At 62.2% G+C, this 24181-nt stretch carries 19 protein-coding genes; 10 read left to right on the forward strand and 9 right to left on the reverse strand.

Annotated elements, in window-relative coordinates:
- Positions 1 to 11 precede the first annotated feature (11 nt).
- Positions 12 to 1439 (reverse strand): MFS transporter, encoded by a 1428-nt coding sequence (locus AC5E6W_RS15325; protein WP_491753186.1) that lies wholly within the window; start codon positions 1437 to 1439, stop codon positions 12 to 14.
- Positions 1440 to 1497: 58 nt separating this feature from the next.
- Between AC5E6W_RS15325 and AC5E6W_RS15330 the strand changes: the two genes are divergently transcribed.
- The 3 genes from AC5E6W_RS15330 (at position 1498) to AC5E6W_RS15340 (ending at position 3663) form a co-directional block, all read left to right on the forward strand.
- On the forward strand, positions 1498 to 2079 hold the full coding sequence (locus AC5E6W_RS15330) for a hypothetical protein (RefSeq protein ID WP_491753187.1): 582 nt from the start codon (positions 1498 to 1500) through the stop codon (positions 2077 to 2079).
- 26 nt (positions 2080 to 2105) lie between these two features.
- Positions 2106 to 2741, forward strand: coding sequence for a CDP-alcohol phosphatidyltransferase family protein (locus tag AC5E6W_RS15335; RefSeq protein WP_491753188.1), 636 nt, complete (start codon positions 2106 to 2108; stop codon positions 2739 to 2741).
- Positions 2742 to 2871: 130 nt separating this feature from the next.
- Positions 2872 to 3663 carry an endonuclease III domain-containing protein gene (locus AC5E6W_RS15340; protein WP_491753189.1) on the forward strand — a complete coding sequence of 264 codons (792 nt, stop codon included), beginning with the start codon at positions 2872 to 2874 and terminating at the stop codon, positions 3661 to 3663.
- On the opposite strand, the gene AC5E6W_RS15345 is transcribed toward AC5E6W_RS15340, so the two are convergent.
- Positions 3660 to 4391: an HAD family hydrolase gene (locus tag AC5E6W_RS15345; protein ID WP_491753190.1), complete on the reverse strand. Its 732-nt coding sequence runs from the start codon at positions 4389 to 4391 to the stop codon at positions 3660 to 3662. The genes AC5E6W_RS15340 and AC5E6W_RS15345 overlap by 4 nt on opposite strands.
- A gap of 60 nt (positions 4392 to 4451) precedes the next feature.
- On the opposite strand from AC5E6W_RS15345, the gene AC5E6W_RS15350 reads away from it, so the two are divergent.
- On the forward strand, positions 4452 to 5381 hold the full coding sequence (locus AC5E6W_RS15350; RefSeq protein ID WP_491753191.1) for a D-hexose-6-phosphate mutarotase: 930 nt from the start codon (positions 4452 to 4454) through the stop codon (positions 5379 to 5381).
- Entirely contained in the window at positions 5378 to 5941 is a 564-nt protein-coding gene (locus AC5E6W_RS15355) for a Maf family protein (RefSeq protein ID WP_491753192.1), read from the forward strand. The genes AC5E6W_RS15350 and AC5E6W_RS15355 overlap by 4 nt, the downstream gene beginning before the upstream one ends.
- On the opposite strand, the gene AC5E6W_RS15360 is transcribed toward AC5E6W_RS15355, so the two are convergent.
- A complete protein-coding gene (locus AC5E6W_RS15360; RefSeq protein ID WP_491753193.1) occupies positions 5938 to 7107 on the reverse strand; it encodes a M20 family metallopeptidase in 1170 nt (389 codons plus the stop codon). The two genes, AC5E6W_RS15355 and AC5E6W_RS15360, sit on opposite strands and share 4 nt — an antisense overlap.
- 189 nt (positions 7108 to 7296) lie before the next feature.
- On the opposite strand from AC5E6W_RS15360, the gene lpxC reads away from it, so the two are divergent.
- Both lpxC and folK read left to right on the forward strand, forming a co-directional pair.
- On the forward strand, positions 7297 to 8229 hold the full coding sequence (lpxC, locus tag AC5E6W_RS15365; RefSeq protein WP_491753194.1) for a UDP-3-O-acyl-N-acetylglucosamine deacetylase: 933 nt from the start codon (positions 7297 to 7299) through the stop codon (positions 8227 to 8229).
- The gene (folK, locus tag AC5E6W_RS15370) at positions 8222 to 8710 is read left to right on the forward strand and encodes a 2-amino-4-hydroxy-6-hydroxymethyldihydropteridine diphosphokinase (protein WP_491753195.1); all 489 of its coding nucleotides are present in this window, start codon (positions 8222 to 8224) and stop codon (positions 8708 to 8710) included. The genes lpxC and folK overlap by 8 nt, the downstream gene beginning before the upstream one ends.
- A gap of 59 nt (positions 8711 to 8769) precedes the next feature.
- Here the strand turns inward: folK and AC5E6W_RS15375 are convergent, their stop codons facing one another.
- The 5 genes from AC5E6W_RS15375 to clpB form a co-directional block, all read right to left on the reverse strand.
- The gene (locus tag AC5E6W_RS15375; RefSeq protein ID WP_491753196.1) at positions 8770 to 9159 is read right to left on the reverse strand and encodes a hypothetical protein; all 390 of its coding nucleotides are present in this window, start codon (positions 9157 to 9159) and stop codon (positions 8770 to 8772) included.
- Positions 9159 to 10856, reverse strand: coding sequence for an NAD(P)/FAD-dependent oxidoreductase (locus AC5E6W_RS15380; protein ID WP_491753197.1), 1698 nt, complete (start codon positions 10854 to 10856; stop codon positions 9159 to 9161). Before AC5E6W_RS15380 ends, AC5E6W_RS15375 begins: the two co-directional genes overlap by 1 nt.
- Positions 10857 to 11005: 149 nt before the next feature.
- Positions 11006 to 12187, reverse strand: coding sequence for an acyltransferase family protein (locus AC5E6W_RS15385; protein WP_491753198.1), 1182 nt, complete (start codon positions 12185 to 12187; stop codon positions 11006 to 11008).
- A 75-nt stretch (positions 12188 to 12262) separates the two neighbouring features.
- Complete coding sequence (locus AC5E6W_RS15390) at positions 12263 to 13477, reverse strand: acyltransferase family protein (RefSeq protein WP_491753199.1); 1215 nt, start codon at positions 13475 to 13477, stop codon at positions 12263 to 12265.
- Between the two features lie 142 nt (positions 13478 to 13619).
- Positions 13620 to 16253, reverse strand: a complete 2634-nt coding sequence (clpB, locus tag AC5E6W_RS15395) for an ATP-dependent chaperone ClpB (RefSeq protein WP_491753200.1) — start codon at positions 16251 to 16253, stop codon at positions 13620 to 13622.
- A 358-nt stretch (positions 16254 to 16611) separates the two neighbouring features.
- Between clpB and AC5E6W_RS15400 the strand changes: the two genes are divergently transcribed.
- The gene (locus AC5E6W_RS15400; protein ID WP_491753201.1) at positions 16612 to 20322 is read left to right on the forward strand and encodes a TonB-dependent receptor; all 3711 of its coding nucleotides are present in this window, start codon (positions 16612 to 16614) and stop codon (positions 20320 to 20322) included.
- A 205-nt stretch (positions 20323 to 20527) separates the two neighbouring features.
- Positions 20528 to 22267 (forward strand): gamma-glutamyltransferase, encoded by a 1740-nt coding sequence (gene ggt, locus AC5E6W_RS15405; protein ID WP_491753202.1) that lies wholly within the window; start codon positions 20528 to 20530, stop codon positions 22265 to 22267.
- A gap of 158 nt (positions 22268 to 22425) precedes the next feature.
- On the opposite strand, the gene AC5E6W_RS15410 is transcribed toward ggt, so the two are convergent.
- Positions 22426 to 23175, reverse strand: coding sequence for an SGNH/GDSL hydrolase family protein (locus tag AC5E6W_RS15410; protein ID WP_491753203.1), 750 nt, complete (start codon positions 23173 to 23175; stop codon positions 22426 to 22428).
- Positions 23176 to 23293: 118 nt separating this feature from the next.
- On the opposite strand from AC5E6W_RS15410, the gene AC5E6W_RS15415 reads away from it, so the two are divergent.
- On the forward strand, positions 23294 to 24181 hold the full coding sequence (locus AC5E6W_RS15415) for a sugar phosphate isomerase/epimerase family protein (RefSeq protein ID WP_491753204.1): 888 nt from the start codon (positions 23294 to 23296) through the stop codon (positions 24179 to 24181).

Genomic DNA, 24181 nt, shown 5'->3' on the forward strand with positions numbered 1-24181 from the left:
GTTAGGCGGGTCTAGACCGTCTCGGTGTCGAGTTCCAGGTTGAGGCGGTGGCCGCTGGCGGCGGCTCCGGCGTCGTGGGCGAGGAAAAGGCTATTGATCACGGGGCCAAGCGACAAGATGGCGGCGACGAGGATGGCCCAGTGGAAGTCGCGCAGGGCGGGCTGTGCGATGGAGTCTCCGTGGGCTCTGGCCACGAGGCGGACGCTGATGGCGCCGAGCGGTACGCCGAGACCCGTGGACAGCTGCTGGATGGTGCTGAGGAAGCTGTTGGCGCGATTCATGTGCGCGGACGGGATCTCGGAGTAGGCCAGCGTGTTGATGCAGGTGAACTCGAGCGAGCGGCAGCCGCCGTGGAGGAAGAGCATGCCCAGGAGCAAGGGCACGGGAGTGGTCGGTGTGAGCAGCGCGATGGTGGCGAGGGTTCCGGCGGCGAGCAGGCCGTTGACAATCATGGTGCTGCGGAAGCCCCAGCGCTCGAGCACGCGGACAACGAAGAACTTCATGCTGAGATCGCCGGCAAAAAGGGCAAGCAAGTAGCCTCCCGACCGGAAGGCGCTGAGCCCGAAGGCGAGCTGGAACATGAGTGGCAACAGGAACGGTAGCACGGAGACTGCACAGCGATAGGCACTGGCTCCATAGATACCCTGGGCGTAGCTGGGCCGCTTCATGGAGGCGAGGTCGATGAGCGAGACCTGCGGCCGGCGGTGGGCGATGAGCACGGCGGCGACGCCCGAGAGCAGGCTGAGCGCGAGGACTGTGTAGGCGAGCCGCGCGGAGTCGTTGCCGGCGCCGAGGGATTCCATGGCGTAGACGAGGCCGGTGGAAGCAGCTCCGCCGAGCAGGAAGGTGTACCAGTCGAAGGGACGGACCCCGTGCTCGCGGGTGTTGTCGATCCAGAGGAGCGCCAGGACGAGGGCGAGCAGGCCCAGCGGCAGGTTGAGGTAGAAAATCCAGCGCCAGTTGGTGAAGGTGGTGATGAAGCCGCCTACGGGAGGGCCGAGCACCAGAGCGATGAGGCCCGGCCACTGCATGTAGGTCATCGTCTTGGTGAGCTCTTCCTTGGGCGTGACGCGGAGGACGACCAGGCGGCCGACGGGGACCATCATGGCGCCGCCGATGCCCTGGAGAACGCGCATCATCACGAACATCGGCAGCGAATTCGAGAGGCCGCAGAGCAGCGACGCGATGGTGAAGATGCCGATGGCTGAGGCGAAGGTGGTGCGTGGTCCGAGGCGGTCTGAGAACCAGCCGCTGATGGGGATGAAGATGGCCAGGGTGAGCAGGTAGGCCGTGATGCCGATGTTCATGTGCACAGCGGTTACGTGGAAGCTGTGCGACATCTGCGGGAGTGCCGTGGCGATGACGGTGCCGTCGAGGAGCTCCATGAAGAACGTCCCGGCGACGAGAAACGTCAGCCGGGAGTGGAGCTTCTTCGCCATCAGCCTATTTTATCGGCCCCAGCTGGAACTTCGCGTCGCGTAGGACGTAGTCTTCGGCATGCGATATCTCGTTGTGCTGCTGATGTTGTCTTTGGCCGGGCCATGTGGCCGAAGCTCCCTAGCCCAGACGACGGCAGTGATTGAAAGGTCTCCTGTGCTGGAGCAAGCGCTCGCGGGCCGGTGGGTGGGAGTGCTGGAGTATCGGGATTACTCCGAGCCTGCAGGGTCGACGAAGCGGGTGCAGCTGCCAACGTGGCTGCAGATTCAGTCTGGAACGGAGGGGATGACGTTCGTCTACACCTACGACGACGGGCCGAACAAAGTGCTGGAAGAGCGCGATACTGTGGTCTTCGACCTGGGGACGAAGACGTACCACGCGATGGAGAACGGCCATCCGTGGGAGAGCTACGCAGTGGCCGGGCTGGAGGCGCTGAAGGATGGGCGCGGTGAGCTGGTACTTACAGGTCCCGGGCAGGAGAACAACAAGCCGGCGGAGATGCGAACGACCTGGACGATTCGCCGGAACCTGCTGACGATTCTGGAGGAGACGCGGCCGGCGGGATCGTCAGCCTCCTTCGCCTTTCGCCATCGGTATGTGTTTACAAGGGCCGAAGCTCCCCCTTTGACGGGCCAGCGGTAAAAGGCGCGCTACACTAATCAGGTCACATGACCTGGACCAGCGCATTCGGCAAGGGCAGCGGCTGGCTGCTGCAGAAGATCGTCAACGGGCTAGCCCTGTCGAGGATCTCGCCGAACACACTCACTTTCGTCGGTCTCATCATCAACGTCGTGGCCGCGTTCTTCTTCGGCTACGCGCGTGAGGAGAACTACGTCCGCATGTTCTTCTATGCGGGCCTGGTGATTATTGGGGCGGGTTTGTTCGACATGGTGGACGGCCGTGTGGCGCGGCAGACGAACCAGGTTTCGGTCTTCGGAGCGTTCTTCGATTCGGTGCTTGACCGGTACTCGGACGTGGCGCTGTTCTTTGGGCTGCTGGTGTTCTATGCGCGCGGGAACCGCTACTTCTACGTGTTCCTGGTGGCGTTCGTGATGACGGCGAGCCTGATGGTGAGCTACACGCGGGCGCGGGCCGAAGCGCTGATCGGGAGCTGCAAGGTCGGCTTCATGGAGCGGCCGGAGCGCATCGTGCTGATCATCCTGGGAGCCCTGGGCGAGCGCTGGGGAGTGATGGCGCCGGCGCTGTGGGTGCTGGCTGCGCTATCGACGCTGACGGTGATCCACCGCATGCGATACACCTACACGGAAACAGAGCGGCGTAAGGCTGAGCTGGCTGCGCTGTAGATAGCGACGCCGCCGTTGGCCGGGCTTCGCCCGGATAGCGCTTCGCGTTGGCGGCTTCGCCGTTAGGCTTTGGCGCTGCTGCCGCCAGATTCTGTGCGGATTCCAGCACGGCTGAAGCATCATAGAGAGCATGGCTGCGGCGGACAAAGCACTGTTTCCGGCCTCCGATCTGGAGGAGACGGGTCGCCGTGCGCTGACTCCGGAGCAGGCGGACAAGCTGCCGCATATTCATCGGCTGCTGCTGGGCTACTATGGCCAGCCCAAGCCGCGGGAGCCGTGGGATCCGGTGACGCAGCTGATCTACTCCATGATGGCGTCGCGCACGAAGACCGAGGCCTCTCTCGCGGCATTGCGAGAGTTGCAGCGTGCGCTGCACGCGGGGCCGGGCAACTGGGAGCCGGTGCGGGATGCCAGCGTGAGCGAGATCGAGCGCGCGATTGCTCTGGTGACCTTTCCAGAGCAGAAGGCGGAGCGGATCAAGCTGCTGCTGAACCAGATCAGCGCGCGTGTGGGCGAGCTGACGCTGGAGTTTCTGCACAAGTACCGTACGGACAAGATTCGCGGCTGGCTGGAGCAGTTTGAGGGCGTGGGACCGCAGGTCTCGGCGGCGGTGGTGAACTTCTCGACGCTGCGGCGCAGGGCGCTGGTGATTGATGCCAATCATCTGCGTGTAGTGCAGCGTTTGTGCGTGGTGCCGCGCGGAAATGCGGAGCTGACGGAAGAGCGGTTGATGCGGCTGGTTCCGGAGACGTGGGACGCGGAGATGCTCGACGAGGACCACATGCTGGTGAAGCTGCATGCGCAGACGCTGTGCACGTTCAACGACCCGAAATGCGAGCAGTGTCCGCTGCTGAAGATCTGCCCGAGTGGGCAGAGAAACATGGCGGAACTGCATCTGACAGCACCGCCTTCGACGGGCTAGTCACGCTTGCGCGCGGATAGCGCTTCGCATTTGCGGCTGTGCCGTTCGTTGTGCAATCGCAGGCCTTCGCTCACGAGTGCGCTCTCGTCAAAGTGATCGAGAAGGTCGCTGATGCTCTCATAGGCTTCTATGCATCCGGCGTCCATGAGCTCTTCCTTGCTCCAGCCGCCAGTGGTGACGCCGATGGTGCGGACGCCGGCCTTGCCCGCGGCTTCGGCGTCGTATGGCGTGTCTCCGAGTGCGATGCACTTAGCCGCGGGAAGCTTGAGGCGGCGAAGTGCGGTGGAGAAGATGTCCGCGTGCGGCTTGCTGCGGTTGACGTCATCGGACGAGATTTCGTCGTCGACGAGGTCTTCGATCTGGGCGATACGTTTGTAGTCCGCAAGCTCTTGTTTCTCGGCGGAGCTCGCGAGTGCGAACCGGATGCCTAAGCTGCGGACGCGCTCTGCGAAGTCGCGCACGCGGGGAAGAGGTTTCACGAGAGGGAGATAGTCGCGCTCGAAGAGGAACTTGCGATAGGCCTTCAGCGGCTGCTCGACGTGCTCGCGCTTCCACCAGGGGACGAAGACGGGAATGAGCTCGTCGCCGCCCTTTCCGATCTGCCGCCGGATGTCTTCGACCTCGAGCCCTAGGCCGATCTCGTCGAAGGCCTTCTGCCAGACCTCGGCGTGGAGCCAGTTGCTTTCGATCAGGGTCCCGTCGATATCGCAGAGCAGCGCTTTCACCATTGAGCAATTCCTCGTTTTCAGTCGGATGCGGTTGAAGCCGGAGACCGCTACACTTGAGGCGTGATCGATCAACTGAACGAACGGTTTGCGATTCCCGGGGCATTGTCGTTTGAAGTGACAGAGGCCGGGTTGGTGCTGGCGAAAGTGACGACGCCAGCTTGCACAGGAGAGTTGTACCTACAGGGAGCGCACCTGGCCCTTTGGCAGCCAGCGGGGACCGAGCCCGTGCTGTTCCTCAGCGAGCAGTCGAAGTTCGAGAAGGGCGTAGCGATCCGGGGAGGCATTCCGGTGATCTTTCCGTGGTTCGGCGCGCGGACGGCAACGCCGGAGTTGCCGCGGACGGATGGGCCTTCGCATGGCTTCGCGCGCATCACCGACTGGGAGGTGAGTTTCGCCGCGGCGATGGGCGAAGAGGTTCACCTCTCGCTGACGCTGGTGCCGGATCGCGTTTCGAATCATTTCGGCTATGAACATTTCCGCGTGGCCATGCAGTTCACGCTGGGCCGCACGCTGATGGTGAAGATGACGGTGGCCAATGAGTCCACCGCATCCACCGCGCCGCTCCACTTCGAGGAGGCGCTGCATACATATCTCCACGTTGGCGACGCGACGAAGGCTACGGTGCGAGGTCTGCAGGGCACGGAGTTTCTCGATAAGCCGGATGGGTTCAAGCGCAAGACGCAAGTCGAGGAGCCGCTGCACTTCGAGCGCGAGACGGACCGCGTGTATCTCAACACCGAGGCGACGGTGTGCGTCGACGACCCGGTGCTGAAGCGGATGCTGGTGGTGGAGAAGTCGGGCTCGCACACGACGGTGGTGTGGAACCCGTGGTCGGAGTTGAGCCATAAGCTCGCCGACATGAGCGATGAAGGCTGGCGCGAGATGGTGTGTGTGGAGACGGCCAATGTGTCGGAGAATGCGGTGGTGCTCGAACCACGATCGCTGCAGACCATGGAGATGCGCATCCGCGTGGAGCCGCTGGCTTCGTGAACGAGCGGCTGATTCTGGCTTCGGGGTCGCCGCGGCGGCGGGAGCTTCTGGCGCAGGCGGGATACGTATTCACGGTGCAGGCCGCGGACATCGATGAGTCGATTCGCGAGGGCGAAGCTCCGCAGGAGTACGTGCGGCGGCTGGCGCTGGAGAAGGCTTCCGCTGTGGCTACGCACGAGCCGGGCGCGGTGGTGATTGGCTCTGACACGACGGTGGTGCTGGACGGCGAGATCCTGGGCAAGCCTGCGGATGTGGCCGAGGCTCGGGCGATGCTGCGGCGGCTGTCGGGCCGTGTGCACCAGGTGCATACGGGCATCGCGGCGGTGTGTGGCGAGCGCTTGGAGTCGCGCGTGGAGACCACGGATGTGACGTTTTCCGCGATTTGCGCGGAAGATCTGGAACGGTATCTCGCGACGGGCGATTCGCTGGATAAGGCGGGAGCGTATGGCATCCAGGGGTACGCGGCGCGTTGGATTCCGCGGATCGATGGGTGCTACTTCAACGTGATGGGGCTGCCAGTGGCGGCTACAGTGGCGTTGTTGGAGCAGCTACGCCGTTAGTCTCGCTGGCGCGTGGATAGCGGCTGGGTAGCGATCATTGCGGCCAGTAGCTTTGTGCGCTCCTCCAGGTGCGAGAGCACAATGTGCTCGTGGTTGGCGTGGGCTCCGGCGCCGATGGCTCCCATGCCGTCGAGGGTCGGCACGCCGAGTGCGGCGGTGAAGTTGCCATCGGAGCCGCCTCCGGTGGCAGCTTCATCCAGCGTGAAGCCGAGCTCGGCGGCGAGTTGGCGGGCTCGTCTGTAGAGGGCGATGGTGCCGGCCTTGCGCTCCATGGGCGGGCGATTGATACCGCCGGTGATCGTGAGCTTGCAGAGCTTATCGGCGGGCTTGAGGGCGCGGATGAGGCGATCGATGCGGACCGCGTCGCGCATCGTGACGACCCGGACGTCGACCTCGGTGGTGCACTCGGCGGCGACGACGTTGCTCTTGGTGCCGCCGCGAATGACGCCGACGTTGACGGTGAGGCCGCGGGCGGGGTCGCTGAGAGCGGTGATCTTCGCGATCAGGCGAGCCATCTCGTGGATGGCGGAGTGGCCTTTCTCTGGCTCGACACCGGCGTGGGCGCTCACGCCTTCGATGCGGAGATCATAGTGGCCCACTCCCTTGCGGGCGGTCTTGTAGGCGAGGCCCTGGGCGGGTTCGAGGACGAAGACGGCGGAGCTGGCGAGCGCGAGCTCCTCTGTGATGGGCCGCGAGATGGGGCTGCCAATCTCCTCTTCGGAGACTAGGAGAAGCGTGACCGGGCGGAGCTGGCCGGAGCGGGTGAGTGCGGCGATGGCCTCAAAGGCCATGGAGACGCCGGCCTTCATGTCGACGGTTCCGGGGCCATACAGCTTGCCGTCCGCTTCGCGCAAGGGCATCTTCGCGAGCGTGCCGTGGGGCCAGACGGTGTCGAGATGGCCGAGGAGCATCACGGGCTTCACACCGCGGCGGTGGCCGAAGCGGAGTTCCAGTACGTTACCGTAGCGTTTCTGGCGATGGACCTTGATCGCTCCACCGAGCTCCGAGGCCATATCTGCGGCGAGAATCATGCAGCGATCAACGGCAGCCTTGTCGTCGGAGGGGGATTCGATCTCGACCAGACGCCGCAGGCGGGAGTGGAGACTGGGGAGATCGATCGAAAGAATCGAAAGATTGGCAGCACGACTGTTAGTGATCCTGGTCACCCAAAGAGTTTACGTGAGGGGCAGAAAGCGGGAACCCTCGTGGGGGATAAGTCAGCAGACATCAGCAGCTTGCGCGCTGCCTCCTGGGATATCAGAATGTCGCTAGAGTAGGAGCCGATCTACGCGATGTGGTAAATCTGCCACACTCTTCCCCACGAATGTGGGTATACGCTGAATCTGTTTTTCTGGATGGTACGACTGGCGACGGAACTCCAATACGAGCAGACGATCGAGGCGCCGGTGGAGTTCGCGGGCGTGGGGTTGCATTCCGGCGCTCAGGTGGGGATGAAGCTGATCCCCGCGCCGGCTGGCTCGGGCGTGGTGTTTCGGCGATCCGATCTGGATGGGTTTGAGATTCCGGCGAATGGCCGTAATGTCGCGAAGGTGAGCTATGCGACGTCGCTGATGCGGCAGGGCGTGCTGATCTCGACGACCGAACACCTACTATCGGCGCTGATTGGCCTCGGTGTCGACAACCTGATCATCGAGATCGACAACCTCGAGGTGCCTATCCTGGATGGCAGTGCGCGGCCCTATGTGGAAGGCATCCTGCGGGTTGGCCTGAAGCGCCAACGGCGCAAGCGGGAGTACATCCGCATCCTCAAAGAGGTCGAAGTGCGCGACGGCTCAAAGTTTATCGGGGTGTATCCCGGGGACGGCTACTCGATTGATTACTCGATCGATTTTCCGGCGCCGATCGGACGGGACAACCTGCGCTGCGATCTTGAGGCTGGCGATTATGCGCATTGGATCGCGCCGGCGCGGACGTTTGGCTTCAAGGAAGACGAGCCGATGCTGCGCAACATGGGGCTGATCCGCGGCGTGTCGGAGGAGAGCGCGATCATCCTGACGCGCGAGGCGGTGGTGAATGGGCCGCTGCGTTTTCCGGACGAGTTTGTGCGGCACAAGGTGCTGGACCTGATTGGCGACCTGGCGCTGGCCGGGCGGCAGATCTGGGGCCGCGTGGTAGCGGAGCGCGCCGGGCACGCGATGCATACGGCTCTGGTACAGAGGCTGTTGCGGGATCGCTCAGCATGGGAGCTGGCGCATCGCCCGATGCCCGAGAAGAGTGTGGAGCTCGAGGCCTCGGCCTCGCCGGCACTGACGTTGTCCCATGCCTGAGCAACGAGTGATTGCGGCTATCGCGTTGGGCTCGAACCTTCCCTCCAGCTACGGAAATCCTGAAGACAATGTGTTTGAGGCTGTGCGCCGGCTCGGTGAGCTGGGTACGGTGGTTCGCGTGTCGGGGCTGCGCGTGACGGAGCCGGTGGGGTATCTCGATCAGCCGCAGTTTGTGAACGCAGCGGCGCTGCTGGACTCCTCGTTGGAGCCGCTGGAGCTTCTGCGGGCGTTGATGCGGATCGAGCACGAGATGGGGCGTGACCGTGCCGGGACGCCGCCGAAGGGGCCGCGGGTGATCGACCTGGACCTGGTGCTGTACGGTTCCGTGGTGATGAATGAGCCTGAGCTGACGCTGCCGCATCCTGCGATGCAGGAGCGTAGATTCGTCCTGGAGCCGCTCGCGGAGATCGCGCCGGAGATGGTGCATCCTTTGCTGCTGCGGACGGTCGCCAAGATGCTGGAGTCCTTGTCAGAGCGGTAGAGGTGCGAGGTCTTCAGGGATCGAAGTGCGAGGAGACGAGCGATGCGGCGTGATCCGGCTCAGTAGAGCGTGATCACCGTGTCCGACGCGGCATCTTTCTTGGCGCTGTGGTAGCGGACGAACTGGCGGCTCATCTCGTCGACGGTGATGTTCCAGCCGCCGGAGAGCGAGGCCTGATCGGCGTCGGTAAGGCAGGCTACGAGGTGCAGGCAATGGAGCTCACTCGGGAGGCCGATGTTATTGCCGTGCTGGATGAGCAGGACGTACATCGGTGCGTGGTCGTTCTCGATGAGCACGTCGTTCGCGTAGTTGATGTAGACCTGGGCGCCGTCTTCCTTGACGCCGTTGTGGGTGACGCTGGCGAGCGGGTCGCGCATGAAGAGGCGCATCCGGGCAAAGAGAGCGAAGGCCACGAATCCGACGATGAGGCAGAGGATCAGCTTCTTCATCACTTCTTCTCCTCGTGGTACTCCTGCTCGGTGTTGATGGACCAGAGTGAGGCTTTATCGACGTGACCGGCGGCTAGGCCGTCGACGACGGCCATGGCGGTAAGCATCGAGTGGTCCTGGTTGTTGTACTTATGCATGCCGTTGCGGCCAACCAGGAAGAGATTGTCAAAGCTATCGGTGAAACTGCGGAGTTCGTCGAAGCGCTCGTAGGTGCCGAAGTATGCGGGGTAGGTCTTGGGCACGCGGACGACGTGGGCGTCGAGGACCTCCGATGTGCGCAGGATACCGATTTTCTGGAGCTCCGCGGCGGCAAACTTTTTCAGCTCGTCGTCGGGCATGGACCAGAGCGGATCGCTCTCGTAGCAGAAGTATTCGAGGCCGATCCAGACCTTGGTGGGATCGGAGACCATGTAGGGGCTCCAGTTGTTGAAGATCTGGAGGCGGCCGATTTGTACGTCGGGCTCTTGGATGTAGATCCAGGTGTCCTTGATGAGGGAACCATCGGACTCCTTGACGTCGAGCTTGTTCGCGAGCACACCGACGGTGATGAAGTCGCGATACTGCAGGCCTTCCGAGACCTCGCGGACGTTCTCCGGTACGGGCGTTCGCATGGCTCGGACGAGGTCGCGCATGGGCATGGTGGAGAGGAAGTAGTCGGCTGAGAAACGGCGGCGCTCGCCGGTGTCGCTTAGGCCTTCGACGGCGATGATGCGCTGACCTTCGACCTCGATGGCATCGACGGTCCAGCCCATGTGGATCTGGCCACCCTTGGCGACGATCTGATCGGCGACGTGCTCCCAGAGCTGGCCGGGGCCGAACTTGGGATAGAGAAAGCGCTCGATGAGGGAGGTGTCGGTGCCCTTCTGGGCGAGGTCCCCCGTCGCGCTGCCCGTCGACTTGGGCTTGGCGCTGAAGGCCTTTTTGACGAAGTGCTTGAGTGCTGTGGTGAGGGAGAGTCCCTTGATGCGCTGCGCTCCCCACTCGGCGGAGATTTGATCGCAGGGCACGCCCCAGACCTTCTCGGTGTAGCTCTTGAAGAAGGTGAGGTAGAGCTCCTTGCCGAAGCGGTTGATGAGGAAGTCTTCGAGGGACTTTTCGTTCTTGATGGGGAAGAGACGCGACGAGATGTAGCTGACGCCGATGCGCGTCATGCGCGTGGGCCCGAGGTTTTCGATGGTGTTCTTCGACAGGTTGATGGGGTAGTCGAAGAAGCGGCGCAGGTAGTAGATACGGCTCTTGCGCGGACGAACGAGCATGACGAGGTCGTCGGAAGGCTGCGCCGTGTCGAGCGGAGCGACGACCGGGACGACGTGGGCCATGGGCTCAGCTTCTTCGTCCTGTCGCGTGGTGTGTGGCCGCAGCGGGCCCATGCCACGCAGAGGCGGTTCGTTGGGTACGTCCGCGGGAACCGGAACGACGCGCTGTTTGCCCTGGTAGCTGATGGCGACCTGCTCGGAGTCGGTGTGCTCGGGTGGCATCAGCTCCATCCACCACTGCATGACGCGGTCGGACTTGGAGAAGAAGCGATGGCCCCCAATGTCCATGCGGTTGCCTTTGTAGCGGATGGTGCGGGAGATGCCGCCGATCTCGTGCGAGGCTTCGAGGATGATGGGCTGAATGTCTGTGCGGCGGAGGAGCTCAAGTGCGGCAGTGAGGCCGGCAGGTCCGGCTCCGATGATGAGGGCAGTTCCAGGCATGTTCTTCCGAATCTTCGACGAGTCTTCCGCGTGCATGTTTCACCGGAAGACGATGGCGCGTGGGCCGGCGGCGAGTCCTCCACAGGGTACCGCACGGCAAGCGTACCTCGCCGAGGGCGTGCAGCGGCCGGGAGTCGAAGAGATACGAGCTATACCGGAGCGGAGGGCGATGGGAAGTATCGCTTCAGCGAGAGGATGGGCCGCTCGAAGAAGCGGAAGCTGAGAGCTGCGAAGCCCATGGTGAGCAAGATGGCCGCGAGGATCCCGAGGAAGCAGACGAGTGGATTGGGATACAGGCCGAAGATGGGCACCACGGTATGAGTGATGAAGGTGGCAAAGAACGTGTAGATGACGAGGTGGTACACATACATGCCGTAGCTATACGTTCCCGCGGTCGTGAGGGGAGGCAGGGTGAGAATGCGATGCAGCCAGGGCGGGCGGTGCTGCGCAGCGGCGATGAGGCCGGCGGACATGAGCGCGAAGCCGGAGACGCCCGAGGTCCAGATGTGAAGGGCTGAGCCAGCCAGTTCGTCTGGATGGAGCACGACGACGTAGCCATAGAGCAGGGCTCCGGCGGCGAAGAGTCCTGCGGCCCAGGCCAAGGGCACTCGCCTGCCGGAGATGTGCTGATAGAGCGCGATGGCTGCCCCCAGGAAGAGACCATCCAGCCGCGAGAAGGGCCACTGCAGCACGCCAATGACGATGCCATGGCGCTGGATGAGGAAATAGCGTTCGACCCAGCCGAGCAGGAAGCCTGCGATGCAGAGGCCAAGAAGAAGGCGTGCTCTGAAAAAACGGATGATGGTGGGCCAGACCATGTAGAACTGCTCTTCTACGGCGAGGCTCCAGTAGACCCCCATGATGCCGGTCATGCCGGTCCAGTCGAGCCAGAAGATGGGCCAGTTCTGCAGGTAGAAGAAGTAGGAGGCGATCTCCAGCGGGCGATGAGGAAGAACGCGCCCCAGCTTATGGAAGACCAGTCCGAGGCAGAGTTGAAAGACGAGGAAGGCGTAGTAGATGGGAAAGATGCGCAGGGCGCGGCGGGCGTAGAAGGAGCGGAAGTAGGTAGGGCGCTCTCGCGAGCGGAGAAGGATGCCGGTGATGAGGAAGCCTGAGAGGGTGAAGAAGAGATCGACGCCTCCCCACAAGGGGAGAAGGGCGCGCATGGTCAAAAGACCCCATGTGGTGTCCAGCGAGACGAGACGAAGGAAGTTGACGCCGTGCGAGATGAGAACGCCATAGATGGCGATTCCGCGAACACCGTCGAGCTCGGGCAGGTGGCGGCTTTCGCCGGGGATCTGTGCGGATTCGGGTGGGGCGGAAACAGTCATCGTCGAGTTGCTCCAGAGATGCGGTTGGATGCGGCTTGCGCGTCCGATGTTACTGTTCCGTGGTGTGCACGCCCGTCAGGACTTGGATGACGCCAGGGAGGGCGGCCGGGTGATCTTGCCTCGCACGGTCCAGCGTTCCTTGAGTTCGAGGAAGGGGCTCTCGTAGAAGCGGAAGCTGAGCCAGGCCACGAGGATAGTCAAGCCCAAGCCAAGGGCGGTGATGTTGAAGGAGCGGTGGACGGGCGGAAGCGTTTCGAGCCACGCGGATAGCTCATAGTGCCAGATGTCATGGAAGACATAGGCTCCGTAACTGATCCTGCCAAGCCAGCGCAAGGGTCGAAGCCGAAGCACACGGAAGACAGGGGTCGTGTGATCGAGGGCCGCGAGCAGCAGCATCCCGGCGAGGAGATCGACAGCTGTGAGGCCCCAGGTAAAACGCCAAGGTGGGTCGGCATAACGGGGGAGGAAGATGCGCGCCGCAGGAATAAATGCCGCACAGAGAGCACCGGCCAGCACGCATGTAAGCAGGGCGCGGCGAGCGAAGAGCAACAGCAGCTCGCGGTGACTGCCACGAATGAGCATTGCGAGCAAACCGCCGAGAAGCAGCGAGTCCACGCGGAACAGGGGGAAACAGTAGAGAAGATAGTCATTCAGCATCCACGCAGGGGCAAGATGCGAGGCTGCCAGGCGCATGGCCAGGCAGAGAGGAAGGGATGCGGCGCATAGCACCGCGATCCTGCGGCGGCTCTTGAGCGCAAAGACCATCCACGGCCAGAGAAGATAGAACTGTTCCTCGACGCAGAGAGACCAGAAATGGCCGAGGTAGAGACGGACGGTATGACCATGCCAGGAGCCGGTGGGCTGGAAGTCTACGAGCCACTCCCAGGGCGTGCCGCTTACTTGAGGGTGCAGGTAGCGGAGGAAATTGCCGACATAGAGGGGCCACGAGATCCATCCCCAGGTGAGCTGCCAGTGAAACACAGGGATGGAAAGGAGAATCGCGAACATGACACCGTAGTACAGCGGGAAGATACGCAGCGTTCGGCGCACGTAGAAGTTCCGGATACGGTGAGCATCGTGGCGGGAGTCGTATAGGATGCCGGTGATGAGAAAGCCCGACAGAACAAAAAAGAGGTCTACTCCGGTCCAGCCCCAAGGAATCCCGCGATAGTGTTCCAGCACGACGAGCACAAGAGCGATGGCGCGGAGGCCGTCGAGGGCAGGGTAGAAGGCTCGATTCTCGGGTCGGGTGTGCTCGGTGTTCCCTGTGACAGGTAAAGTGGCTTCCAAGCTTCGTCTCCGTGCACATAGTCTAGCTGGCGTGGATGGGCATGCATGTCTTCTTCGTTCGTTCTGGCAGCGTGCAAGACAGAAAGGCCGGAGCATGCGCTCCGGCCTTTGACGTGATGCCCTTGTATCCCTTCGTGTCGACTTAGCGGTTTACTGGGGCAAACGTGAGCTTCCCATCCTGGGCATCGATCTTCACCGTGTCGCCGTGCTGGACCGAGCCATCAAGGATTCGCATGGCCAGGGGATCCTGGACAAGGCGCTGGATCGCTCGCTTCAGAGGCCGTGCGCCATAGGCTCGATCGTAGCCAGCTTTGAAGATGGCTTTGCGGGCGGCCTCGGTGAGTTCCAGCGTGATGTGCCGAGGCTCGAGCAGCTTGCGGAGGTCATCGAGGCGCAGGTCGACGATGTGCTCGAGTTGCGACTCCCCGAGAGGGTGGAAGACGACCACGTCGTCGACGCGGTTGAGGAACTCGGGACGGAAGTGCTTGCGCAGCTCGTCCATCACGCGCTCCTTGGCGTCGTTGAAACCTTGCTCTCCCTGGGCCCATGCGGTGGACAGGTTCGACGCACCGATGTTGCTGGTCATGATGAGCACGGTGTTCTTGAAGTCGACCGTGCGGCCCTTGGAGTCGGTGAGGCGGCCGTCGTCGAGCACCTGGAGCAGAACGTTGAAGACATCCGGATGGGCCTTCTCGATCTCGTCGAAGAGGACCACGGCATAGGGCCGGCGACGGATGGCCTCGGTGAGCTGGCCGCCTTCGTCGAAGCCGACGTATCCCGGAGGCGCTCCGATGAGGCGAGCAACGGCGTGCTTCTCCATGTACTCGGACATGTCGATGCGAACCATGGCCTGCTCGTCGTCGAAGAGGAACTCCGCGAGCGCACGGGCGGTTTCGGTCTTGCCAACGCCGGTGGGTCCGAGGAAGATGAAGCTGCCGATGGGGCGTTTGGGGTCGCTGAGGCCCGCGCGGCTGCGGCGGATCGCATTGGCGACGACGGTGAGCGCTTCCTCCTGGCCGACGACCCGCTCGCGTAGGCGGTCTTCCATCTGCGTCAGCTTCTGGACTTCGCCTTCGAGCATCTTGGCGACGGGTACACCGGTCCACTTGGAGACGATCCTGGCGATGTCTTCCTCGTCGACCTCTTCTTTGAGGAGGCGATTGCCGGTGTCCTTGTTCAGAGACTTCTCGGCGGCGACGAGACCGTCCTGGGTAGACGTCAAGCCCTGGAGCTGGCGCTCGAGGTTGGGGATCTCTCCGTACTGGAGTTCCGCGGCCCGCTGGAGGTCTCCCTTGCGGGTGGCTTGCTCGGCTTCGAAGCGCAAGGCTTCAAGCTTTTCCTTCAGTGAGGCGATCTCTCCGATCGCTCCTTTCTCCTTTTGCCAGCGGGCGCGAAGGCCTGCGGCACGCTCGCGCACTTCGGCGAGCTCGCGGTCGACCTCGGTGAGGCGGGCCTGGGAGTTTGGGTCATTCTCGCGCGTGAGTGCGTTCTTCTCGATTTCGAGCGAGGTGGCACGGCGTTCGAGGTCGTCGATCTCGACGGGAACCGAGCCGATCTGGATCGCCAGGGCGGCAGCGGCCTCGTCGACGAGGTCGATGGCCTTGTCGGGCAGGAATCGGTCGGAGATGTAGCGATGCGAGAGTTCGGCTGCGGCGACGATCGCGGAGTCCTTGATGCGGACCTTGTGGTGCGTCTCGTAGCGCTCGCGGAGGCCACGGAGGATCGCGATGGTGTCCTCGACGTTGGGCTCGCCGACGTAGACGATCTGGAAGCGGCGTTCGAGCGCGGCATCCTTCTCGATGTACTTGCGGTACTCGTTGAGGGTTGTTGCGCCGATGGCGCGGAGCTCCCCGCGCGCGAGGGCGGGCTTGAGCATATTGCTGGCGTCGATGGCTCCTTCGGCCGCACCTGCGCCGACGAGGGTGTGGAGCTCATCGATGAAGAGGATGACCTGTCCGTTGGACTCCTCGATCTCCTTCAGTACCGCCTTGAGACGGTCTTCGAACTCGCCGCGGAACTTGGCGCCGGCCAGCATGCTGCCGAGGTCGAGCGAGATGACGCGCTTGTCGCGCAGGATCTCCGGGACGTCGCCTTGAAAGATGCGGCGTGCGAGGCCTTCGACGATGGCGGTCTTGCCCACGCCCGGTTCGCCGATGAGGACGGGGTTGTTCTTGGTGCGGCGCGATAGGACCTGGATCACGCGGCGGATCTCCTCGTCGCGGCCGATGACGGGGTCGAGCTTGCCGCGGCGGGCGAGTTCGGTGAGGTCTTTGGCGTACTTGGCCAGAGCCTGGAACTTGCCCTCGGGGTTCTGATCGGTGACGCGCTGGGAGCCGCGGACGGCCTGCAGGGCCTTGAGGATAGCAGCGTGGTCCGCCCCCTGGGTGGCCAGAGCGTCGCGAACTAAATCGCCCTTCTGCTGAGCCAGAGCAAGAAGCAGATGTTCGGTGGAGACGTAGTCGTCCTTGAAGTTGTCGGCTTCTTTGAAGGCCTGATCGAGGACTTTGGTAAGTGCGGTGCCGAGGCCGGGCTGCTGGGCAGCGCCCTGGACCTTGGGCAGGCGGTCGAGCGCCTGATGAATCTGCGTGGTGAGCTGCTGGACGGGGACGCCCACCTTCTCAAGGACGGGGAGGACGACCCCCTCATTGTCCCCGAGCAGAGCAGACATCAGGTGCAGCGGCAGAACCTCAGGGTTGCCATTCCCAGCGGCCAGCCCCTGGGCGGCCTGGAGGGCCTCCTGAGACTTAACGGTGAGCTTATCCCATTTGATTGCCATAGTTTGACCTTCCTCTTGCTTGCCGACACATAGGTTCGAAAGCGGAGCATTACGTCCTATTGGACGAAGCTCTCGGCCCAGCGGATGCAAATAGTGAGTAGAAGACGCTCATATTTTATTAGCTTCAAAACTGCCAATGCCACATTTGGCACGGGCGTTTTCGTGGCACGAACTTCTTTTGCAGCGGAGCGTTTTTCGGCTGGCCGATACCGTTTATAGTGACCAGATCACAACAGAAATTTACTGCGGGCTCACCTGTCCCTAACAGAAGGATCTCGCATTTTCCAACTGCTGCCTGACCTTTAGGAGGTTCGATGCGGTTGTTTGGCGCAAGTATGTTTTGGCTGGTGTAGGGCTAGTGGCGGCTGGTGCGGCACTGGCGCAGAATGCAACCACTTCGTTGCGGGGAGTCGTAACGGACTCCTCCGGAGCCGCAATTCCGGGGGCGACGATCAAACTGGTGGACCCGGCAATCGGGTACTCCACAGTCATCAAGGCGGATGGCCGGGGCGAGTACTCGTTCCAGCAGCTGACGCCGGGCAATTACACGGTCACGTTTGATGCGCAGGGCTTTTCCGAATACGCGGTGAAGACGACGCTGCAGGTCTCGTTACCTGCGACGGTGAACGCGAAGATGCAGGTTGGAGCGGCAGGCGTGGTGGTGGAAGTACAAGCCACAGCCGCCGGTGTCAACGTGACCGACGCGACGATGGGCAACGTGATCAACAACGAAGAGGTGATGCAGCTTCCATCGGAAGCACGCAGCCCCGAATCGCTGATGGCTCTCCAGCCGGGCGTGCTGTACATCGGCAACACTACTTCGGGTGAAAGCCGCAACGGTGTGGTGAGTGGAGCTCGCGCGGACCAGACGAACATCACTCTGGATGGCGTGGATAACAATGACCAGGTCTATCCGGCGGCGTTTACGGGCGTGCTGCGCACTCCGCTGGACTCAGTGGAAGAGTTTCGTGTGACCACATCGAACGCGAATGCGGATCAGGGGCGGAGTTCAGGCGGACAGGTGAACCTAGAGACGCGCTCCGGCACGAACACGTTGCATGGATCGGTATATGACTACAACCGCACCAGCATTGGCGAGGCCAACGACTGGTTCGCGAAGTCCGCGCAGATCACCGAAGGCGAAGCAAACCGGCCTGCGAACCTGATCTACAACGTGTACGGCGCCCGACTCGGGGGCGCGCTCATCAAGGACAAGCTGTTTCTGTTTGGCAACTATGAGGGATTCCGGCAGAAGAGCCCCACGACGGTAACGAGAACCGTGCCTACGGCGAGCTTCCGCGCCGGCTACGTGACCTATGTCGACGACTCGGGCGGCGTTACGGTGCTGGCTCCCAGCGACGTGGCCGCGATGGACCCGAACTGCTCGGCCAACGGCACTTGCCCCCAGGGCCCTGGTGACGATCCGTCGGTGCTATCGCTGTTCAACAACAGCTACCCCCTGCCGAACGGATTTCTAACGGGGGACGGCTACAATTCGGGATCCTATACCTTCTCGACGTCGACGCCGACGGTCGACAACGTGTATGTTTCACGCATCGATTTCAACCCCTCCGACAAGCATCGCTTTTACGTTCGTGCCAGCATGCAGAACGACAGCGAATTCCTCGCGCCCTACTATCTTGGACAACCCCCCAATAGCCACAACACCGATGACTCGAAGGGGATCCTGGCGAGCTACACGTGGTCGATTTCGCAGAACAAGGTAAACAATCTTCGGTATGGCTTCGTGCGGCAAAGCTATGCCTCGCTTGGCGTTTCGACGCAGTCGTTTACGGACCTCCGCGGCCTCGATCTGCCCCAAGGGTCGACCCGCAACAGCAGCACGGTCGTGCCGCTGACCAATGTCATTGACGACTTCACGTGGACGAAGGGACGCCACACCATCCAGGTGGGCGGCAACTTCCGGCACTACACCTTCGAGAACAACACGACGTCGTTTTCCTATAACTCGGCGGAGGCGAATGTGTTCTGGATGCTGGACAGTGGTTTCGCCGGCACTGGAGGCACCTTCGATCCTGCGGCCTTCGGTTATCCGAACGTCAGCTCGGACTTCACGACGAACTATGACTTTGCGATCTCGCAGATCGCGGGTCTGACAAACGACGAGACAGACCATTACAACTACCATCTCTCGGCGGACGGCAAAACGGGAACGTTGCTCGCACAGGGCGCCCCGGTCGCCCTGAGCTTCCGTTCCAACGAGGCCGAATGGTACGTCCAGGATGCCTTCAAGCCAATTCCGAACATGACGATCACACTGGGTGTGCGACACACCATCCAGCAGACGCCGTATGAGATCTATGGGCAGCAGGTGCAACCGACGATCGACATGCATCAGTGGTTCGTGACACGTGGCCAGCAGGCGGCGATCGGCAACAGCGTGCAGCCGGAAATCTCGTTTGCCCCGTCGGGGCAAGCTCGGGGTGGCAAGCCGTTATACCCGATGGCTTGGAATAACTTCGCGCCTCGCTTCGCGATTGCATACTCTCCCGGCGGCAGCGATAACTCCCTGATGCATGCGATCTTTGGCGGCGCGGGCAAGAGCTCGATCCGTGCTGGCTTCGGCATGTACTACGACCACTTCGGCCAGGGTCTGATTGCAAACTATACCCGCAGCGGCGGTGCCTTTGGCCTGCTGAGCTCGCTGAGCAATCCCGCCAGCGTTCTCACGGCCGACACAACGCCACGATTCACGGGGCTGCACAACCTACCCGGTCTGATTCCGGCATCAAGCAGCACCGTTTCTTACCCGCTGCTTCCATCGGATGATCCGAATACGACCGGGTTCGCGATTACAAATGGCATCGACGACCATATTAAGTCGCCGTATTCGTACGCGATGAACTTGTCGATCCAGCGTGAGCTGCCAGGTGGCTTCCAGTTTGAAGCGGCTTACGTGGGACGCCTTGGACGGCACATTCTGCAAGCGATGGATCTGGCGCAGCCTCTGAACTTGGTGGATCCGAAGAGTCACATGGATTACTACACGGCCGGGACGATTCTCTCGAAGCAGGTGGACGCTGGTGCGACGACAGTCGCGGCGATTCCATACTTTGAGGATCTGTTCCCAGACGCCGCGGGGCTGGATACCGCTGGTGACGGAGCGGTCGGGAACTCTGCGACGCAGAATATTTACAACGACCTGTGGCAGTACGTGCGCGGGAATGAGACTGCGGCGTTGGACGACATGGACATCTTCTGCTATCCGGGCTGCGGTGGTCAGGTCGGTCGCTACTGGCCGCTACAGTACTCGTCGCTGTACGCCACGACGTCTAATGGTACCAGTAGCTATAACGCGGGACAGTTCATCCTGAAGCACCCAATGAAACATGGGGTGCAGTTCGATGTGAGCTATACGCTGTCGAAGTCTCTCGACCTCGGTTCGGATTCCGAGTCGAATGCGATCAACACCAACTACACGTTCGGGTTCCTGCTGGATGCCTGGCATCCACGCAAGAATTACGCGATATCGGATTTCGATACGCGTCATCTCGTGACAGCCGACTGGGTGCTGGGGTTGCCCTATGGGCATGGCCGCGCCTTCGGAGGAAGTTCGGGCAAGCTGATGAATGCAGTTCTGGGAGGCTGGAACCTGAACGGAATATTCCGCGCGTCGAGTGGCCTGCCGTTTTCCATCTATGACGGTGACGGATGGGCGACGAACTGGGAGTGGGAGAGCTTTGAGGTGCAGACCGGGCCAATCAAGATGCGGAAGCACGTGGACTCAAACGGCAGCCCCCAGATCTTCGACGATCCTATTGCGGCACGCGCGGCTATGCGGGATCCGTACCCGGGAGAGGCTGGCGAGCGGAACAGGTTCCTTGGCGATGGCTATATGAACCTGGATTCCGGCTTGCACAAGGTGGTCAATGTGACTGACCGCTACAACCTGGAGCTGGCGTGGGAGGTCTTCAATGTGACCAACGGCGTCCGCTTCGATTCTCACTCGCTCGACACGGGCTCGGCGGATGGAAACCAGCTGGGCGTCTATAGCAAGACGCTTACCTCCGCCCGGCGTATGCAACTCTCAGCACGGTTCTCGTTCTAAACGTTCGCGAATCTGAAGGCAATGGGCGTGGTCGCTGAGGCCACGCCCGTTTTCTTTGTGACAGAGGAAGCCGCAGTAGCTGGCGTTGTAGGCTAAGGACACCGATCAGCAGGGGGATTACCACATGGCTTTTGGGCGCTGGCAGCTGGGCGTTTCGATGTTGGCTTTGGTCTCGTTCGCGGGGGATTCGTGCTGGAGCCAGGCCGTGCCTTTGCAGTCTGAGGAGCCGGTGCTGGCGAAGCATGCGATGGTGACTACGGTTCACCATGACGCGACCGACGCGGGCCTCGAGGTCCTGCATGAGGGGGGCAATGCCGTGGACGCGGCCGTGGCGGTGGGGTTTGCGCTGGCGGTGGTGTTTCCCGAGGCGGGCAACATTGGTGGTGGAGGGTTCATGTTGATCCGGCCGGGATCGACCAAACTGGGTGGAGGAAAGCCGACGTTCCTGGACTATCGCGAGAAGGCGCCGGCGGCGGCGACGGCGGACATGTATTTGGACGCGCAGGGGAATGTGATCAAGGGGCTGTCGACGACAGGGCCGAAGGCGGCGGGTGTTCCGGGGTCGGTCGCCGGTCTGACCTATGCGGAGAAGAAGTATGGGCGGCTGGGGCTGAAGAAGGTGATGGCTCCGGCGATTCGTCTGGCTCGCGAAGGGTATGTGCTGAGCGAGCCGGAGACGGCATACATGAAGAGCTCGCGGAACGTGCCGCAGTTTGCGGAGTCCAAGAGGATCTTCCAGCGGAACGGTGATTTCTACAAAGCAGGCGAGCGGTTTATACAGCCGGAGCTGGCAAAGACGCTGGAGCGCATCGCGGAGAACCCGGAGGATTTCTACAAGGGAGCGATGGCGGCGCAGATTGCGGCCTTTGAGACGAAGACGGGCGGGCTGATTACAGCCAAAGACCTGGCGAGCTATGAGGTGAAGGAGCGCGCGCCGCTCGTAGGGCAGTACCACGGGCTGGAAGTGCTAACTTCGCCTCCGCCGAGCTCGGGTGGCATTGTGCTGCTGGAGACGCTGAACATTCTGGGTGGATACGATCTTCCACGTCTTGGGCCGAATGGTGCGGCGACGGGGGACCGATCGCCTGATCAGGTGCACTTCATCACGGAGGCGTTCCGGCGGTCGTACATGGACCGTGCGGACTTCCTGGGCGACCCGGACTACAACCCGGCTATGCCGCTGAAGGAGATGGCGAACCCGGCCTATGCGGCGGCGTGGCGGAAGACGATCGATCCAACGAAGGCGACGCCGAGCGCGGACTTGAAGCGTCCAGCGGGGTTCATGCCGGAGCCTCCTCCGATGACCGAGGTGCATGAGGGCAACGAGACCACGCACTTCAGCGTGGTGGACGCGGAGGGCAACGCGGTGGCGAGCACGTACACGCTGAACTTCTTCTTCGGCAACGGCATGACGGTCGAGGGGCTGGGATTTGTGCTCAACGACGAGATGGATGACTTCGCGAGCAAGGTCGGCATGCCGAACGGCTTCGGGTTGATCCAGGGGCCTGCGAATGCGATTGCTCCGGGCAAGCGGCCGTTGAGCTCGATGACGCCGACGATGGTGAGCGAGTTGCCGAAGGGTGGCAAGCCGGGCAAGCTGCGGCTGGTGCTGGGGTCACCGGGTGGGTCGACGATTATTACGACGGTGGCGAACGACATCATCAGCGTGGTGGACAACGGTATGAACGTGCAGGCTGCGGCAGATGCGCCGCGGTTTCATCACCAGTGGATGCCGGATCAGCTGCAGGTGGAGAAGCTGTTTCCGCTGGATGTGGTGAAGGCGATGGAAGAGCGCGGCTATTCGGTGAAGCAGGCGGGGGCAGCAGATGCGCACACTGCGGGTGTCTGGGGTGATAGCGAGCTGATCTCGGTGGACCCGAAGACGGGTATGCTCGCGGGAGCGAATGACTACCGGTATGCGTTTGGGAAGGCTGCGGGGTACTGAGAGGGACAAGAGCAATTTCTGTCGAGCTATGAGCGAAACAGGTATGCGGTTCGAGGAAAAGCATGTCCCTCGTTCGTCCCCGGCATCTTGCTCAGGAGGACAACTGGACACGACGAAGCCCCGGTTCATAGCCGGGGCTTTTCGTTTCGTGCGCGAGGTTAGGGTTTCTGCTTTTCTGCTTTGGCGATTGCGGCTTCGGCGAGCGGAGCCATGATGGCGTAGCCCTGATCGGTGGGATGGACGCCGTCTGAGCTGGTTCCCGGTTTCATGCCGCCTTGACCATCGTTGAGAGCGGTGTAGTAGTCAAGGTACGTGCAGTGATTGGTGGCGCAGTACTGTTGCATCCAGTCGTTAAGCGCGCGGATCTTGGGGACAGGATTGCGGCCGGGACGCCAGCGGTAGTCGGCTGCGGGGAGTACGGACGAGAAGATGACGCGGATGTGGTTAGCGTGGGCGAGTTCGGCCATGGAGATGAGGTTGTCGGCGATCTGCTGCTGGGTGACATCTCCGGTATTGCCGGCGATATCGTTGGTGCCCGCGAGGATGACGACGGCGTCGGGGTGCAGGTCGATGACGTCCTGGCGGAAGCGGATGAGCATCTGGGCGGTCGTTTGTCCGCTGATGCCACGGCCGATATAGGGCTTGCGGGGGAAGAAGGTATGGTGGCCTCCGGCCCAGGCGTCGGTGATGGAATCGCCGTAAAAGACGATGCGGCCCTTTTCCGTGGGAGGGAGAGCGGAATTGGCGGCGGCGTAGCGGTCGAGTTGCGCAAAGTTGGTGGCGAGTTGGTTCATGTGGGCCAGCTCGGCGGGTGTTGGGGACTGCGCGTAGAGGCTTAATGCGAGGCCGCAGGCAGCGATCGGGGCGGCGATCGTGAGGGCACGGAGGAGAGTGTGGCGATTCGACATGCGCGGCGACTCCGAGTTGAGGTGCGTGGCCATTCTACTTGCGAGCACCTTTTGTTCAGATCCCAAAGATCTGGTCGTGGAGAACCTGTGCGGGCTGGCTGGGTACACTTGAGAAGTGATGCGACACGGAATCTCGACCCATGTTTTCTTTCCGCAGCGGCTGACCTCAGCCCTACTGGACACGCTGCGTTCCGCGGGCGCGGCGGTGATCGAGGTATTTGCGGCCCGGCACCACTTCGATTACACGGATCGCAATGCGGTGCGGGATCTGGCCAGCTGGTTCCGGTCGAACAACGTGACCCCGACGATGCACATGCCGATCTTTTCTTCGGACGATGGCGCGAACTGGACGCGGCACACTGCTCCGACGATCAATCTGATCTCAACGCAGAAGTCCGTGCGGATCGACTCGATGGATGAGGTGAAGCGTGCGTTGGAGGCTGCCGAGCAGGTTCCGTTCCAGAGCTGCGTGCTGCACCTGGGGCTGAAAGACGATGTGTGGGAGACGCGCGCGATCGACGACGCGATGACAGCGATAGAACACCTGAAGGCGTTCGCGGGTCCCCTGGGGATCAAGTTGTTGCTCGAAAACCTCACCAACGATGTGGCGACTCCGGCACACCTGGCAGAGATCGTGCGGGTCGGGCATTTCTCGACGATGGGATTCTGCCTGGACCTGGGACATGCGCAGATGACGGAGCTGGGTGACGAGGCCCGGGCCGAGGGCGCGCAGAGCATGATCGAGGAGGCATTTGAGGCCTTTGGCGACAAGCTTGTCGAACTGCATCTGCACGACAACCACGGCCAGTTCTCCGGTAAGGGGGATGAGCACCTGTGGCCGGGAGCGGGAGAGATCGACTGGGGTCTCGTGGCGCGGAAGATCGCGGCGGTGAAGACGGCTCCAGTGGGGATGCTGGAGATTGCCTATGACATGGGAGAGGCGTCGGTGGTGACGGCGGATCGCGCGAAGGATGCGTGGACGCTGGCTGGTGGCCCCGGCGAGTAG

It is taken from the genome of Bryocella sp. (assembly GCF_058498515.1).